This is a genomic window from Paracoccaceae bacterium, assembly GCA_019454225.1.
In the GTDB taxonomy this organism is placed as follows: domain Bacteria; phylum Pseudomonadota; class Alphaproteobacteria; order Rhodobacterales; family Rhodobacteraceae.
Genome location: CP075370.1, coordinates 2,452,489 through 2,466,487 on the forward strand (window position 1 = coordinate 2,452,489; position 13,999 = coordinate 2,466,487).

A 13,999-nucleotide genomic window follows, 5' to 3' on the forward strand; every position below is an offset into this window, starting at 1 on the left:
CTCATTCGCGGAAGAACCGGCTGTCCTTCAACTGGTCCCAGGCCCAGACGACCTCTTGCAGGCGATCCTCGTCGCTGCGGTCGCCGCCGTTCATGTCAGGATGAAGATCCTTCACCAGGCTTTTGTATTGCTTTCTGATTTCTGTTCTCGTCCAGGTATCCCTGGCATCCAGTATCTCCAGCGCCTTGCGTTCGGTCGGCGGCAGCTTGCGGGTTGCGCTGGACGTCGGGCCGGGGTTCTTGGTGGCTTTCTCGCCCAGGATGCCGACCGGGTCGTCCACGCCCAGCCGCGACCAGACGCGACCTTCGTCAGGGCGCTTGCCGAAGGGTTGCGTCGCGCGGCCCCAGACACGGTCGGTGTTCAGGAAGGCCTGGAATTCCTCGTCGGTGGTCCCCTGGAAGAAGTTCCACTTCAGATTGTACTCGCGCACATGATCCTTGCAGAACCAGAAGTATTCATCCAGCCGTTCGGGGGACTTGGGTGCGCGGAACTGACCGGGTTCCCGGCATCCGGCAAAGTCGCAGGGCCGGTCGGCACCCTCGACCGCACCGGTCAGGCCGCGTCGTCCGGTCTTGCGCCGCTTCTTGTCGGCAGAGACGCGCATGTCGAATTCGAAGGGCGGGCGGTCAGCCATCAGGGATCCTTTCCGATGGGGCCGGGAGGGGCCTTTTCGACTCGGAGGGCAGAGTTTAGGGGAATGTGTGGCGGATTGAAGGGGGCAGGGGCCAAATGGCGATGGAACAGTTGCTGCGCGACCGCCTGACACAGGCTTTTGCACCCGACGTGATCGAGGTCGTGAACGACAGCCATCGCCACGCGGGGCATGCGGGCGACGACGGGTCGGGCGAAAGCCACTTTCGCGTGAAACTGCGTGCGGCGGCCCTTGCACCGCTGTCGCGGGTCGAGCGCCACCGGGCGGTGCATCGTGCCCTGGGTGACCTGACAACGCGCATCCATGCGCTTGCACTCGATCTGGGATAGGCGCCGCTGCGGGTCGTCATCCACCGGGCGCGCGCGTCTTCCTTGTGCCCCGGCAGCGATCCGAGCAATATTTCACGTCATTCCAGACCTTGGCCCAGGCCTTGCGCCAGGTGAAGGGGCGACCGCAGGTCACGCAGGTCTTTTCCGGCAGATCGGTCTTCTTCACGCCGCGCGGCATCACAGATCCAGGCTCAGCTGCGCCGTTGCCACGGTGCGGCGGGGGCGTGGGGCACGGTCATTGACAAAGCGGCCAGCGGCGTCGGCGCGGCTTGCATGGCGGTCGGCGATGCGCGCCGCCTCGGCCTGAAACGCGGCGCCGCGCCGTGCCACCCATACCGTTTCCCGTGCCAGCCGTGCGGCGGCTGCGGGATCGACCACCGGTTCGGGGTAGCGCAGGGTGCGGGCGTCGGGCCAGCGCCACGGCTCGTGCAGAAAACCGGCGGGCACCGAGGCCAGCTCGGGCAACCAGCGGCGTATGAAAACGCCGCCGGGGTCCTGGTCGTAGCCCTGCTTCACCGGATTGTAGATGCGGATCGTGTTGATGCCGGTCGTGCCCGACTGCATCTGCACCTGTGGCCAGTGGATGCCCGGATCATAGTCGGTGAACATCCGTGCAAGCACCGGACCTGTCGCCCGCCAGTCGAGCCAGAGGTGATAGGCCGCAAACGACGTCACCATGGCCCGCATGCGGAAGTTGAGCCATCCGGTTGCGGCCAGATAGCGCATGCATGCATCGACGAAGGGCACACCGGTTTCACCGGCCGCCCATGCCTTCAGGCGGACAGCGTCAGGGTGTCGCGGCCGCAGGGCCTCGGTCGCCGGATGCAGGCATCGGGTCTCGATCGTGGGCTGATCCTCGAGCTTCTGCGTGAAGTGGTCGCGCCAGGCCAGCCGCGACTGGAACGAGGCAAGCGATCCGGCCCAGCCCCCGGATGGGCGTGCGCCCGCCCGGGTGGCGGCGGCCTGGCTGGCTTCGCGCACCGAAAGCGTGCCCATGGCCAGATGCGGCGATACGCGCGAACAGGCACGTTCGCCGCTGACGGGCGAGGACATGTCGCTGCGGTAGGTCTGGCCACGCGCCGTCAGGAACCCTTCCAGCAGCAACAGCGCCTGGGCACGCCCGCCGGGCTGGCGATGGGGGCAGCGATCCTCGGCCAGACGCAGGGCGCGTGCGGTGGGTATGGCGCCGGGTTCCACCCCGGGAACAGCGCGCAGCGCTGCCGGGGTCTCCGCCTGCGGCGCGGCGACAAAGGCTTCGCGCCGCGCCGCCCAGCCGTCACGCGACGCGAGGCGCCGCACCACGCCCGATTGCGGAAGTTCATCCCAGGGCATGCCCAAGTTTCGTGCCCATGCCGCGACGCGCCGGTCCCGCGCGTAGGTCCAGAGGTTTCCGGTCTCCTCATGGCTGACGATGCGGTCGACGCGGTGCTGGCGGACCATCCGCGACATCACCTCGACCGCGTCACCCGTCCGCACCACCAGCGGTGCCCCCAGATCGGCCAGCGCCGCCCGAAGGTCGGCCAGGCTTTCGGCCGCAAAGGCCCATTGCCGGGCCGAGGTGTCGGGAAGATGCCAGTACTCCGGCTCGACGATGTAGAGCGGCAGCACGGCACCCAGGCCCGCCGCATGGGCAAGGGCGGGATGGTCGTGGATGCGCAGGTCACGCTTGAACCAGAGCAGAACATTCATGGAACAAACATCTAGCGCCTGCGCGCGATTCGTAAAGCGCCGCGCGCCGGTTCAACCGCGTGCGGGCGCCCGCGCCGCGATCAGCCAGGCACCGGCGAGCGCCACCGAGATCACCAGGTTCCAGCCTGCCATCGACAGGCCGGCGAATGCCCATGCCACGGCGTCACAGCGCACCGGCGCTGCGACCGTGACGGTCGGATCGAGCAATGCCTGCGCCGAAAGGCCCGCGAGCGATCCACCGGAGCAAGAGGCCAGCCCTTCCCACCAGCCCTGTTCCACCCCGGCATGGAAGAGGCCGATGCCAGCCGTCGTCAGTGCCGCCACCGCCCCCAGCACGGGCAGCAACCGGCCCGGAAGCGCCAGCGCCGCGATCCCGATCGCCACCGCAGCGAGATGCGGCCAGCGTTGCCATATGCACAGGACGCACGGATGCAGCCCGCCGACGTACTGGAACGCCAGCGCGCCCAGCAGCAGCGCGGCCGATCCGCAGGTCGCCAGAAGAACCCAAGCGTTGCGCGTCACAGGAACCTCACCGCCGCAAAGCCGCCGAGCAGAAGCACGACGGCGATGGTGAACATAAGGCCGAGCCGCCGCTCGATGAAGTCACGGATCGGTGCGCCGAACCGCCACAGCAGGGCCGCCACGACGAAGAACCGAAGCCCTCGGGCCAGGATCGAGGCCAGGATGAACACCGGCAGCGACAGGCCGGTCGATCCCGACAATATGGTGACGACCTTGTAGGGAAAGGGCGTGACACCGGCGATCAGGACGGCCCAGGCCCCCCAGTCGTTGTAGGCCTGGGCAAAGGTCGTGAAGCCGTCGGTCTTGCCATAGAAGGTCAGCACAGGAAGGCCGACACTTTCGAACAGGACGGCACCGATCCAGTAGCCGAAGAGGCCGCCCAGAACCGAGAACAGCGTCGCGACCGCCGCGATCAGGAACGCCCGACGCGGTGCCGCGATGATCATCGGGATCATCAGGATGTCGGGCGGGATCGGAAAGACCGAACTTTCGACAAAGGCCACGGCCGCGAGCCACCATATCGCGTGCCGATGTGCCGCCAGGGCGAGCGTCCAGTCATACATGCGGCGGATCATGGCGGCCTTCCTCGCGATCGCCGCCATGCATCACGCGCCCGCAGCGCGGTCAAGCCGCGCCAGCCAGGAAGGGGCGGAATTCGCCGACGCTGCAGCGTCCGCCCGCGCCCCCAGGCCCTTGCGGGACGGCTGGTCTGCCCTGTATGGATGGCGGAGCAAGGGTTCCGGGCCGGCAATGGCACCGAGACCATGCGGCGTGCGGGTGTGGCGGAATGGTAGACGCAGGGGTTTCAAAAACCCCCACCGCAAGGTATGTCGGTTCGACTCCGACCACCCGCACCAGCGTGCTCCGGGACGGCGCCAAAAAGACAAGGGCCACGCTATCGGCGTGGCCCTTGTCTTTGGCGTGTGTGCTGTTCAGCCGTTCAGCCGTGCCGGATAGGCGCCCAGATCGGATTCGATCCGCGGCTTGCGGTCGGTCTTGGCGGCGTTGAAGCGGTAGCCGATGCCATAGACGGTCTGGATGCAGGCGAATTCGGGATCCGCTTCCCGCACCTTGGCGCGGATGCGCTTCACATGGCTGTCGATCGTGCGCTCGTCGACATATTCGCCGTTGCTGTGGATCAGTTCGATCAGCGATTCACGCGACTTGACCACGCCGGGGCGGGCGGCCAGGGCCGAAAGAAGCTTGAACTCGGTCAGGGTCAGCGGAATTTCATGTTCCCGCCAGTAGGCCACCAGCCGCGAGGGCTCCATCACCAGATCGGCCGCCTTCAGCGTCTTCTCGATCAGCTTGCCATCCTTGCCTGCGCCCAGAAGCTCCTGATGCCGCTTGATCAGCGACTTCACCCATTCCGCCAGAAGATGCGTCGAGATGCTCTGCCGAAGCACCGCATCCGCGCCCAGCCGCAGCCCCATGATTTCGTCGATCTCTTCCGAGTTCGTCGTCAGAAGGATGACCGGGACGGTCGACGTGGCGCGCATCTTGTGCATGATGCGGATGCCGTCGAGGCTTTCGTCGCTGATGTCCAGGATCACGGCATCCGGCATGCGACGGAAGAACGCGGTCAGCGCGAGGTCCGGATTGCGGAACACCTCGACCTCGTATTCGTTCGGATCAAACGCAGCAACACAGCGCTTGGCGAAGGCCGCATCGCGATGAATCAGGTAAAGCCGTTTCATGTTTTCCCACCATTTCAATCTTAGGAGAGGCCGCGTGGAGCCGCGCGATACCGGTTGCCCTATCCGGCGGAGCGGCTCCGGCCCGATGTGTTCAGCCGACTACTGGACCAGCTGCGGGTAGCCGATGTCGCGTGCCGCGACGGAGGTCTTGCCGAAGGGGACCACGCGCATGGATGCCGACAGGCTCAGTTGCGGCAGCCGGTTCGGCTGGCGGAACAGGATGATCTTGCCGCCGTGGCGCGCATAGAGCGCGTCCAGACGACCTTGACGCGCTTTCCGCAGCATCTCGGCGCCGGTGTCAGCATGGCTGGCTTCAGCCAGGTTCAGGCGGCGCGAGATGGCTTCGTTGCGCCCCAGTCTTGCCTTTTGGATCATCGATGCTTGCATGGCTCTGTTCCTCGTCCGTCCGTTTGCCCCGCCGCTTCGCCCGTTCGGGGCATCGGCCCTGTGTCGCAGCGAGGGCGCAAACCATCCGGCTGCCTTGCTGCTTGAGGGGACGTTAGAAAAAAGAATCCGTTGAAGTTCCCAAGCGCTGTGCGGAGCTATGCAAGGTCGTGCGCGATTTGTGTCAAAATGTACAAATCGGTCGGTCCGCGTCACAGGACCCGTGCTGCAAACCGCATTTGCAGCCGGTCTGAACCGAAGTGGACGTGCAATGGCGCGATTCGCCGGTCGCGTCGCCACAGAAGGCAGGATGCCCCGGGAATGCGTCAGCGATGCGGCGAGGGTTCGGCCAAAACCATAACGCGAGTTTATATCGCCTTATGGTTGAATATCAGTGGATGTGCCGCAGGACGGCGATGATGCCGCGGATCAGGCTGCGGAAGAACCGGCCGCTGCGCTGCTCGGGCCGCACATGCCGTGCCATCACAGGACCGACCTTCCAGTAGAACCGGATGAAGGCACGGCCACCGGCCGAACGGACGAGCACGGTATCACGCCAGTGCCGCAGCCAGACGACTTCGGGGTGAAGGCGGTTGCCATAGGCCGCCGTCGCGACGAAACAGGCACCGTTCGCGCCGTCGGAGCTGCCGCCGTCGCTGTCCTCGTCCTCCTCGTCGTCCTCTTCGTCGTCGTCATCCCCCTCGCCAGGTCGGGGGGGCCGCATCAGGCCGTCATCATTGCCGCCCGGTGCAGGTGGATTTCCGGCACCGGTGCCGGGATCGGCGGGCGATGTCGGAGAGGTGGGGGCCGGCGGTGCGGCAGGGGGCTGGGGGATGGGCGAAACCGGCGCCGCGGGCGGCGGGGCCGCGGAAGACGTGGGGTTCTGCCAGACGCCCTCCGTCGGTGCCGTCGGGGCGGGCAGGGCGCCGCCCAGGTTCAGGACCGAATGCGCAACCGCGTCGACCATCGACGCACCGCCCAGGATCACCGTGGCCCCCATGCCCGCATGTGTGATCTTCAGGTCGCGCGCCTCGCCCGCGTTGGTGAAATCACCCACCGACAGCGCCTTGTCGAAAGCCTCGCGGTCGCCGTAGAGATCGCCGAACGACAGGATGTCGCCCTTGAACGGATCGAAGTCGATCAGCACCGTCTCGCCGTTCGGGTCGATGAAGAACCTGTCGGCGCCCATTCCGCCGGACACGCTGTTGCTGCCGCCACCGATCACCAGCGTGTCAGCACCCATGCCGCCGAACACAAAGTCATTGCCGTTGCCACTGTGAATCGTGTCGTCGCCGCTGCCGCCTTCCAGCGTGTCGTCGCCGTCGCCGCCGTGCAGCAGGTCGTTGCCGACGCCACCATTCAGCCTGTCCTTGCCCGCGCCGCCGAACAGCCTGTCGTTGCCCTTGCCGCCCGACAGCGTGTCGTCGCCCGCACCACCCTCCAGCCGGTCGTCCGCCGTGCTGCCGACCAGTGCGTCATTGCCGTCGCCACCCCGCATCCAGACCGGATCGTCGCCGGGGTTCGTGCGGGTCACCACGATGCGGATCACCTGGTAATCGTCGGTCATGTCAACCGCGACGCTCGATCCGTCGACGGTCACGGCAGGATTGGTGACGACGGGCTTGCCCGTGATGCCGTTCTCGACGGACACGCTTTCTGCCCAGACATTGGCGATCGGGCCGTATTCCGAGAGGTCGATCTCGACCGGCATGCCGTTGGCGGGCAGGTCGTTTGCCGCAAGGAAGATGACGACCTTGGCATCGTCACTGAAGGCATAGAGGTTGACCGGCGTCGTGCGGCCCGCGTCGAGCGCGGCATGGTCCACCAGGCGCATGCCGGGCAGGATTTCCGACATCTGGCGGAACACCTCGCCATGCGGCGAAAGGTGGAAATCGCCGGTGGCAGGGTCTTGCCACGTCATCGTGACGGGGCTGGTGGCGTTCTCCATCCCGACGCCCCAGGCCGCCGCGTGGTCTGTCCCCAGTTCGGCCATGCCGGTGAACAGCGACAGCATTGCCGAGGCGCTCGGCATCGGCAGCAGAAGGCTGGGGTCGACATCGTTGGGGCTGACGGTCCAGGCCGAGAAGTACACGCCCACCTCTGGCAGGTTGTCCAGCCCCAGTGCCATGCGGTCCTCGAGGATCGCGTCGCGCAGTTCAAACAGCGCATCGGCCTTCTTGCCATGCTCGATGTTGCGAAGGTTGTGCAGGCCGTGGCGCAGGTCGTGAACCCGCACATGGTCGATCTCGGCAAGGATGCCTTCGTCGCCGGGTTGCTGAAGGCTTGTCATCCAGTCGATCAGCAGAGTGGTTTCTTCGCCCGATTGCATCGCCTGGAACGCGATGTCGAACGCGATCTCCGGGTGCTCGGCGCGGAAATCGGCAACGCTGCGCAGGATCTCGATGGACACGCGCGCGTAGGATTCCGGATCGTAGTTTTCGTTGCCGACGTCGAGGATCATCTTTTTGGGCAGCTTGCCGCCGTTCCAGCGGCCCTCGACGAACAGCGCGTTCAGGAAATCGGTCGTGTCCTCGCCTGCCTCGGACGGATCGTCCAGATAGCGGAGCGTTGGAAGGATGACCGAGAATGACGCATCATTCTGGATAGCGGTCTGCAGCATCTCGGTGAAGCCCGACCGCCCGGTCGGTGTTCCATCCGCGTTGAACAGGGCCGCATGGTGCAGGAGATCCGGATAGCCAAGGTCATAGGCGTAGCTGTGCGCCGGATTGTAGTCGAGCCGGACCGAACCGCCCGGCGTCACGATCGCGGTCTCCGACAGGGTGCCACCCGGCCATCTCAGATGGGTCAGGCCAAGCTCTCCGACCGACTGCTGGAACGCCTGGCCTTCCGTGCCGCTGCGGTTGACCGAGATTCCACCGAACAGCCCGGGCGCCATCACGGCCTGCCCGCCGTCCATCATGTTCGTCGCGATCTCGTTCGGATTGATCCGGAAGTTGATCAAGTCCCGTCCCCCTGCCAGCGCGTTCCTCCGGGGACGGCTGCAAGGACGAGGTGTCGTGCCCTGTCATGCCGCTCCGGTCAGGGCCGTGGGTAAGGGCGGGGCTTTCAGGAGGTTTCCGGCAGACGTGCCAGTCTGTGCGGGTGTTCGGGCGCGCTGTGTGAAACCGTGAGTTTTGCGAAAATTCTTCTACAATTCTTGCAAACGCCGCCCGCGCTGCCCGTTCAAGCAGCGGAACAGGGGCGGGCGGGGCCTGAAACCACCACTCTTGGGCAATTCTGCGCGGTCAGTCGACCGTTGCGCCATCCGGTCGCGTGTCCAGCGCGACGGCGACCATGCGGGCCAGATCGTTGCGGCGGTAGGGTTTGGACAGCAGAAGCGTCCCCGGTGCCAGGCGGTCGTTCTGCATCAAGGCGTCCTCGGTGTAGCCCGAGGTGAACAGAACCCGGATCCCGGGCCGCAGGCGACGCGCGGTTTCGGCCAATGCTCGCCCGTTGATCCCGCCGGGCATCACGACATCGGTCAGCAGCAGGTCAACGGCTTCCCCGGTCTGCAAGTACGAGATGGCGCGATTTCCGTCTTCCGCCGTCACGACGACATAGCCGAGGCTGCGCAACTGCTGCATGACGTGCTCGCGCACGAATTCATCATCCTCGACAACCAGGATGCGTCGCGACGACGGAGCCTCGGTGGACCCGCCGACCGATGACGCAGCGTCGCGCACGGGTTCGAGGACGGCGGGAAGGAACAGGCGCACCGTGCATCCTGCGCCAGGAGTCGTCCGGATTTCGACATGGCCACCGGATTGCTTGACGAAGCCATAGACCATGCTGAGCCCGAGACCGCTTCCGGTGCCGTCGGGCTTCGTGGTGAAGAAGGGCTCGAAGGCACGTTCGAGCACCTCCTGGGTCATGCCGTGCCCTTCGTCGGCAACGTAGAGTTCGACATAGTCGCCCATGCGCAGCCCGTCTTCCGTCGGCGCGGATGCCGCCTCGGGCTTGTCGGCGATGCCGACGGTCAGCTTTCCGCCGTCAGGCATGGCATCGCGGGCGTTGATGGCAAGGTTCAGGATGGCAAGTTCCAACTGCCCCGGATCGACCTCGGCCAGACGCTTTTCCGCCGGAATGGCAAAGTCGATCTCCACATCCTCGGTCAGCGCGCGCCGCAGGAGTGGTTTCATGGACAGAAGGAAGGCGCCCAGATCGAACACCTTGGGGGCCAGAGGCTGCTGTCGCGCGAAGGACAGGAGCCGACTGGTCAGTTCGGCACCCCGTTCGGCGGCAGTCACCGACTGCTCTGCCATCCTGCGCAGGCGGGGGTCGGTGATCTGTTCCGACAGAAGTTCCGCATTGCCCAGAATGATCGTCAGCAGGTTGTTGAAATCATGCGCGATGCCGCCGGTCAGTTGCCCCAGCGCCTCGAGCTTCTGTGCCTCGCGCAGGTGCTCGGTCGCCCGGATCGTCTCTGTCTGGTCATCGATCAGGCTGACGAACCGGGTCATCTTGCCGTCCGGCGCGCGCACCAGGGTGCCGCGATGCTGGATGGTGGCAAAGCTGCCGTCTGCACGACGGTAGCGATAGGTTTCCGTCCAGCTGGATGTGTCAGAGGCCACGGCGGCCTCGAAACTCGACCGAACGCGGTGGCGATCATCGGGATGGATGCGGGCGAACCAGGAGGATTCCGTTGCGGCGAGGTCGCCCGCGCGATACCCGAACAGCTGGAACATGCGTTCGTTCGACCAGACGCGGTCGGTGGTCGCGTCGAGGTCGATGATCGCCTCGTTCGTCGCCTCGGCCACCAGACGGAACCGCTGTTCCGAGACCCGCAGAACCTCTTCGGCCAGCTTGCGCGAACTGATGTCGCGGTCCACGGCCACGCAATGCGTAGGCGTTCCGTCTGCCCCGAGGATCGGCGTCAGCTCGGTCTCGATCCAGGTCGGCTGACCATTTCGGCTGTAGACGACGAGTTCGCCACGTGCCGCGCGCCCGAGCGAAACGGCCGCCTGCATCGCCCGCGCCAGAGCGGTGTCGGTTTCGGGACCGTGGCGGATCGCCGACGTCTTGCCGATGACCTCGGCCCTGTCAAAGCCGGTCCGTCGCTCGAAGGCGGCGTTGACATGCACGATCCTGGCAACCGGGCCGCCCGGCGCATCCGACAGTTCCGATATCGTCACCGCATCGCTCAGATGCGAGACGGCCGCTTCCATGAGGCGCAGCTTTTCGGTCTGCTGTCGGTCGCGGGTCACGTCGCGCACATAGACTGCAAAGCTGTCCTCTCCGGGGTCGATCGTGATCTCCTGCCAGCGGTCCAGCGGTTCGGGCAGGTATTGCTCGATCCGCACGGCAGCCCCGTCGGCCACCGCGCGGGCATGGGCCTCGCGGATCGGCGTGTGGGCGGCGGGTGGAAAGACATCTTCCATCGAACGCCCGATCAGGGACGCGCGCGGTGCGCCCGTGCTGCGCTCGGCCTGCGCGTTCACATATTCCAGCCGCCCGTCCCGGTCGATGATATAGACGGAATCGCCCATGCTCTCGAATGCACGCAGCAGCCGGAGGCGCAGTTCCTCGTTGCGGTCGTGGATCGCGACGAGTTCCGTGATGTCCTGCATCGCCCCGTAGAGGCCGACGATCCGCCCGTCGGCATTGCGCAGGGCCCGACCGACAGCCCGAACCGGGACTTCCTCGCCGGTCTGGCGGACGATGTGCATCACCTCGTCATAGGCGGTGCCATCCCGCACGCAGGTCGAGACAAGCTCGCGTATGCGCGGACGGTCGGACGGGATGAACAACTCGACCGCCTCGTCGATCGTCGGGGAATGGTCGGGGTTGAAGCCGTGGATGATCGCGGTTTCCGAGGTCCACTCGAATTCCTGGCGCTCGAGATCCAGATACCAGCCGCCGACCCGGACGATCGATCCCGCGATCTGGATAAGCTGGCTTGCCCGGTCCAGCCGCTGCCCTGCCTGAACCGTCTCGGTGACGTCCTGGACGACGCCGGTGACAAAGCGGCCCGCGTCGGTTTCGGTCTTCTCTCCCGCGCCCCGCAGATGCCGGATCGTGCCGTCCCGGGCCATCGTGCGGAACTCGAAGCCGTAGGTCTTGGCGTCACCGTCGATGAAGTCCTTCAGTTCCTGCTCGGTCCGCTCGCGGTCCTCGGCATGGATGGCCTGAAAAAAGCGGTCGAGCTGCGTCGACCGGCCGGCATGGTCGATCTCGACCGGATGGTCGAAGTTCCCGGATGTCCAGACCGCGCCGGTTTCCACATTCAGCCGCCACAGGCCCAGCTTCATCAGCCGTTGCGCCGTGCGCAGGTTGGCGCCGACCTCCTTCAGCCGGTCGTTCGCCGACTGAAGCTCGCGCGTGCGGGTCAGCAGTTCCGTCGCAAGATCAGGGTTGAGCGTTCCGGTGCTGGCATATTGGCGCACAAAGTCGGTCACGTCCTCGACGCGATGTATGATGAAGCCCACCTTTCCGGTGGAGTCATGCAGCGGCGCGTTGATGATGCTCCAGTACCTTTCCTCGAACCCGCCACCCAGGGCGGCAGGGCGCGGGATCGGGTAGCGCCGGATGCCCATGGCGTCCGGCACTCCGGAGGACACGACATATGCCAGAGACTGGCGCATCGCCTCGGTCCCGTCGGCATCGGGGTCCTCGGGGTCGTCGGGAAACACCTCATAGAGCGACCGCCCCACGATGTCTTCCCTGCGGGTCATCGTGACGTCGAGATAGTTGTTGCTCGCCGTGACGATCAGGCTGGCCGGATCGGCCGTCAGCACGAGGAACCGGCCAGGCAGGGACTCGAACAGGTTCTGGAACTGCCGCGCGGCGATTTCGGCCTCGCGGCGCAGCCGTTCAGTGGTGTCGAGCAGGTCCTGGCGTTCGGATTCGAGCGACGCTTCGGCGCTGAGATCATGGATCGTGGCCAGGATCGATGGCCGTCCGAGATGGGTGATGGCCTGCCAATGGAATTGCGCCAGCACATAGGTGCCGCAGCGGTGCCGCAGGTGCCAGCGGCCCCCGGCTGCCTCCGGCGGCGTGAACCGCGCCACCGAGTGCCATATCGCCTCGGCCTCGGGTGGTGGCCGCAGATCGGCGATCGTCTTGGTGCAAAGCTCGTCGCGGCCATATCCGAGAAGGGTGCAGACGGCCCGGTTCGCATCGCGGATGGCCAGCGTCTCGCGGTCGAAGATCCACATCGGCGTGGGGATCACGTCAAAGAAGTTCCGGACATTGCCGTTGAACTGGTCAAAGAGGGTCATCGTGCTCCGCGCGCCCTTCCTTCAACCGCCAAAGACATAGCCCACGCTGTGAACCGTTCGAATATAGTGACCGCCGCCCGCCGGTTTGGGTATCTTGCGACGCAGGCGGCTCACCAGCCCGTCGATGGCCCGGTCATAGCTTTCCCAATCCCGCCCCTTGGCCAGCGTCATGATCTGGTCGCGCGACAGCACGCGGCCCCTGCGCTCCAGCAGCGCCACGAGAACCGAGAACTCCGCCGTCGTCAGCATGACCTCCTCGCCGTCGGGTGACCAGACCTGGCGCGCCGATGTGCTGACACGATAGCCGTCAAACTCATGGTCGATGGCGGGACCGCGCGTGGGGACCGGGGCGGGGACAGGATCCGCTACCGTATGCGCGGCCTGCTGCATCGCCGACGACCGGCGATGCACGGCGTTCACCCGCGCGGCAAGTTCGCGCGGGCGGAATGGCTTGGTGACGTAGTCGTCCGCGCCGATCTCCAGACCCACGACATGATCGGTCTCGCTGCCGCGGCCGGTGAGGATGATCATGCCGGCCTGCGTGGTCGGACGCAGCTCGCGGATCAGGTTGAAGCCGTTTCCGTCCGGCAACGTCAGGTCGATGATGAACATCTCAAACGCGCCTTCGCGCACGCGCTCACGGAATGCGGCGACGGTGGTCACACCCTCAACCGTGTATCCCTCGCTTTCGAGCGTGTTCGCCAGCAGTTCAAGTATTGCCGCCTCGTCGTCCACGGCCAGAATGCGGGGTCTTGACACGTCAGTCTTCCATCACAACGCCATTGCCCCCCTTGGAACGGGTTGCGGTCACGAACGATACACACAGTGGTTGTGCAAGGCCAGATGATTGGCCATCCCCGAGCGATTTGCACGAATTTGCACATTTCATCGAAACGCGTTGCAAGGACCTGTCCGACAACCGGATCCATGTCCCGAACGGTACCCAGCTGCCAGGGACGATGGATCGGCAAGGGCGGGCACGCGTCATGAGCGAACTGAAGAACTGGAACCACGAAATTCCCACCGGCAACTGGCCCGAGAAGCTTCCGCGCGATCTGGAGCTTCGGCTCCTTGATGCGCTGAGCTACGCAAGCTGCTCGCCCGCGGACATCTGGGACGAGTTGCAGGCCTGGTTCGAGGACCATCGCATTGCGGGTCCGGCGTTCCTTCTGTCCGCCGCAGGGCGTGCCACGCCGGCGGCCGGCATCGGGCGGAGCCAGTGATGGCGGTGGTGGCCTTCCTGTGCGGCGGCATTGCCGGGATTGTGGCAGCGATCCTGGCAGCGGTCGGCGGCGGCGGGGCGGGCAGCATCGTTCTGGCATATTTCGGCGCCGGCTGGGCAGTCGGGCTGGGGCTGCTGGCGCTCGCTTGGGGCGTTTCGTATTTCCGGACCTCTTCCAAGACGGATGAGGCCTACGCCTGACAAGGCGTTGCAGCAAAGTCGACACGATTCTTCCCGGAGGCCCCGGCCAGAGTTTCATCTGGCCGGGCTTTGCCATTTGTGCAACT

The 13,999-nt window shown here is 65.7% G+C and carries 13 protein-coding genes and 1 tRNA gene; 4 read left to right on the plus strand and 10 right to left on the minus strand.

Annotated features, from left to right (window positions below; genetic code table 11):
• Position 1 precedes the first annotated feature (1 nt).
• Positions 2 to 634, minus strand: a complete 633-nt coding sequence (locus KF887_11610; GenBank protein QYK40098.1) for a J domain-containing protein — start codon at positions 632 to 634, stop codon at positions 2 to 4.
• Positions 635 to 729: 95 nt separating this feature from the next.
• Between KF887_11610 and KF887_11615 the strand changes: the two genes are divergently transcribed.
• Positions 730 to 981 carry a BolA family transcriptional regulator gene (locus KF887_11615; GenBank protein QYK40099.1) on the plus strand — a complete coding sequence of 84 codons (252 nt, stop codon included), beginning with the start codon at positions 730 to 732 and terminating at the stop codon, positions 979 to 981.
• 16 nt (positions 982 to 997) lie between these two features.
• Here the strand turns inward: KF887_11615 and KF887_11620 are convergent, their stop codons facing one another.
• From KF887_11620 to KF887_11635, 4 genes are read right to left on the minus strand one after another with little or no spacing between them, the layout of a single operon-like run.
• Positions 998 to 1,159 (minus strand): DUF2256 domain-containing protein, encoded by a 162-nt coding sequence (locus KF887_11620; GenBank protein ID QYK40100.1) that lies wholly within the window; start codon positions 1,157 to 1,159, stop codon positions 998 to 1,000.
• Positions 1,159 to 2,670, minus strand: a complete 1,512-nt coding sequence (locus KF887_11625; GenBank protein ID QYK40101.1) for a deoxyribodipyrimidine photo-lyase/cryptochrome family protein — start codon at positions 2,668 to 2,670, stop codon at positions 1,159 to 1,161. The genes KF887_11620 and KF887_11625 overlap by 1 nt, the downstream gene beginning before the upstream one ends.
• A 51-nt stretch (positions 2,671 to 2,721) precedes the next feature.
• On the minus strand, positions 2,722 to 3,192 hold the full coding sequence (locus tag KF887_11630; GenBank protein QYK40102.1) for a disulfide bond formation protein B: 471 nt from the start codon (positions 3,190 to 3,192) through the stop codon (positions 2,722 to 2,724).
• Entirely contained in the window at positions 3,189 to 3,767 is a 579-nt protein-coding gene (locus KF887_11635) for a DedA family protein (GenBank protein ID QYK40103.1), read from the minus strand. Before KF887_11635 ends, KF887_11630 begins: the two co-directional genes overlap by 4 nt.
• Before the next feature lie 198 nt (positions 3,768 to 3,965).
• Between KF887_11635 and KF887_11640 the strand changes: the two genes are divergently transcribed.
• Positions 3,966 to 4,049: transfer RNA gene (locus tag KF887_11640), tRNA-Leu, on the plus strand.
• Positions 4,050 to 4,124: 75 nt separating this feature from the next.
• Here the strand turns inward: KF887_11640 and KF887_11645 are convergent.
• The 5 genes from KF887_11645 to KF887_11665 form a co-directional block, all read right to left on the minus strand.
• Complete coding sequence (locus KF887_11645) at positions 4,125 to 4,889, minus strand: winged helix-turn-helix domain-containing protein (GenBank protein ID QYK40104.1); 765 nt, start codon at positions 4,887 to 4,889, stop codon at positions 4,125 to 4,127.
• Positions 4,890 to 4,988: 99 nt separating this feature from the next.
• Positions 4,989 to 5,276, minus strand: a complete 288-nt coding sequence (locus tag KF887_11650) for a hypothetical protein (GenBank protein ID QYK40105.1) — start codon at positions 5,274 to 5,276, stop codon at positions 4,989 to 4,991.
• Positions 5,277 to 5,664: 388 nt separating this feature from the next.
• Entirely contained in the window at positions 5,665 to 8,193 is a 2,529-nt protein-coding gene (locus tag KF887_11655; GenBank protein ID QYK43546.1) for a hypothetical protein, read from the minus strand.
• Between the two features lie 325 nt (positions 8,194 to 8,518).
• Positions 8,519 to 12,490 carry a PAS domain S-box protein gene (locus KF887_11660; GenBank protein ID QYK40106.1) on the minus strand — a complete coding sequence of 1,324 codons (3,972 nt, stop codon included), beginning with the start codon at positions 12,488 to 12,490 and terminating at the stop codon, positions 8,519 to 8,521.
• 21 nt (positions 12,491 to 12,511) lie between these two features.
• Entirely contained in the window at positions 12,512 to 13,249 is a 738-nt protein-coding gene (locus KF887_11665) for a response regulator transcription factor (protein QYK40107.1), read from the minus strand.
• 227 nt (positions 13,250 to 13,476) lie between these two features.
• Between KF887_11665 and KF887_11670 the strand changes: the two genes are divergently transcribed.
• Positions 13,477 to 13,713 carry a hypothetical protein gene (locus KF887_11670; GenBank protein QYK40108.1) on the plus strand — a complete coding sequence of 79 codons (237 nt, stop codon included), beginning with the start codon at positions 13,477 to 13,479 and terminating at the stop codon, positions 13,711 to 13,713.
• Complete coding sequence (locus KF887_11675) at positions 13,713 to 13,913, plus strand: hypothetical protein (protein QYK40109.1); 201 nt, start codon at positions 13,713 to 13,715, stop codon at positions 13,911 to 13,913. Before KF887_11670 ends, KF887_11675 begins: the two co-directional genes overlap by 1 nt.
• Positions 13,914 to 13,999: the final 86 nt, after the last annotated feature.

Bases quoted from the DNA above. Each gene is read 5' to 3' on its own strand.
- KF887_11610 (QYK40098.1), bottom strand. From the start codon at position 634: ATGGCTGACCGCCCGCCCTTCGAATTCGACATGCGCGTCTCTGCCGAC.
- KF887_11615 (QYK40099.1), top strand. From the start codon at position 730: ATGGCGATGGAACAGTTGCTGCGCGACCGCCTGACACAGGCTTTTGCA.
- KF887_11620 (QYK40100.1), bottom strand. From the start codon at position 1,159: ATGCCGCGCGGCGTGAAGAAGACCGATCTGCCGGAAAAGACCTGCGTG.
- KF887_11625 (QYK40101.1), bottom strand. From the start codon at position 2,670: ATGAATGTTCTGCTCTGGTTCAAGCGTGACCTGCGCATCCACGACCAT.
- KF887_11635 (QYK40103.1), bottom strand. From the start codon at position 3,767: ATGATCCGCCGCATGTATGACTGGACGCTCGCCCTGGCGGCACATCGG.
- KF887_11645 (QYK40104.1), bottom strand. From the start codon at position 4,889: ATGAAACGGCTTTACCTGATTCATCGCGATGCGGCCTTCGCCAAGCGC.
- KF887_11650 (QYK40105.1), bottom strand. From the start codon at position 5,276: ATGCAAGCATCGATGATCCAAAAGGCAAGACTGGGGCGCAACGAAGCC.
- KF887_11655 (QYK43546.1), bottom strand. From the start codon at position 8,193: ATGATGGACGGCGGGCAGGCCGTGATGGCGCCCGGGCTGTTCGGTGGA.
- KF887_11660 (QYK40106.1), bottom strand. From the start codon at position 12,490: ATGACCCTCTTTGACCAGTTCAACGGCAATGTCCGGAACTTCTTTGAC.
- KF887_11670 (QYK40108.1), top strand. From the start codon at position 13,477: ATGAGCGAACTGAAGAACTGGAACCACGAAATTCCCACCGGCAACTGG.
- KF887_11675 (QYK40109.1), top strand. From the start codon at position 13,713: ATGGCGGTGGTGGCCTTCCTGTGCGGCGGCATTGCCGGGATTGTGGCA.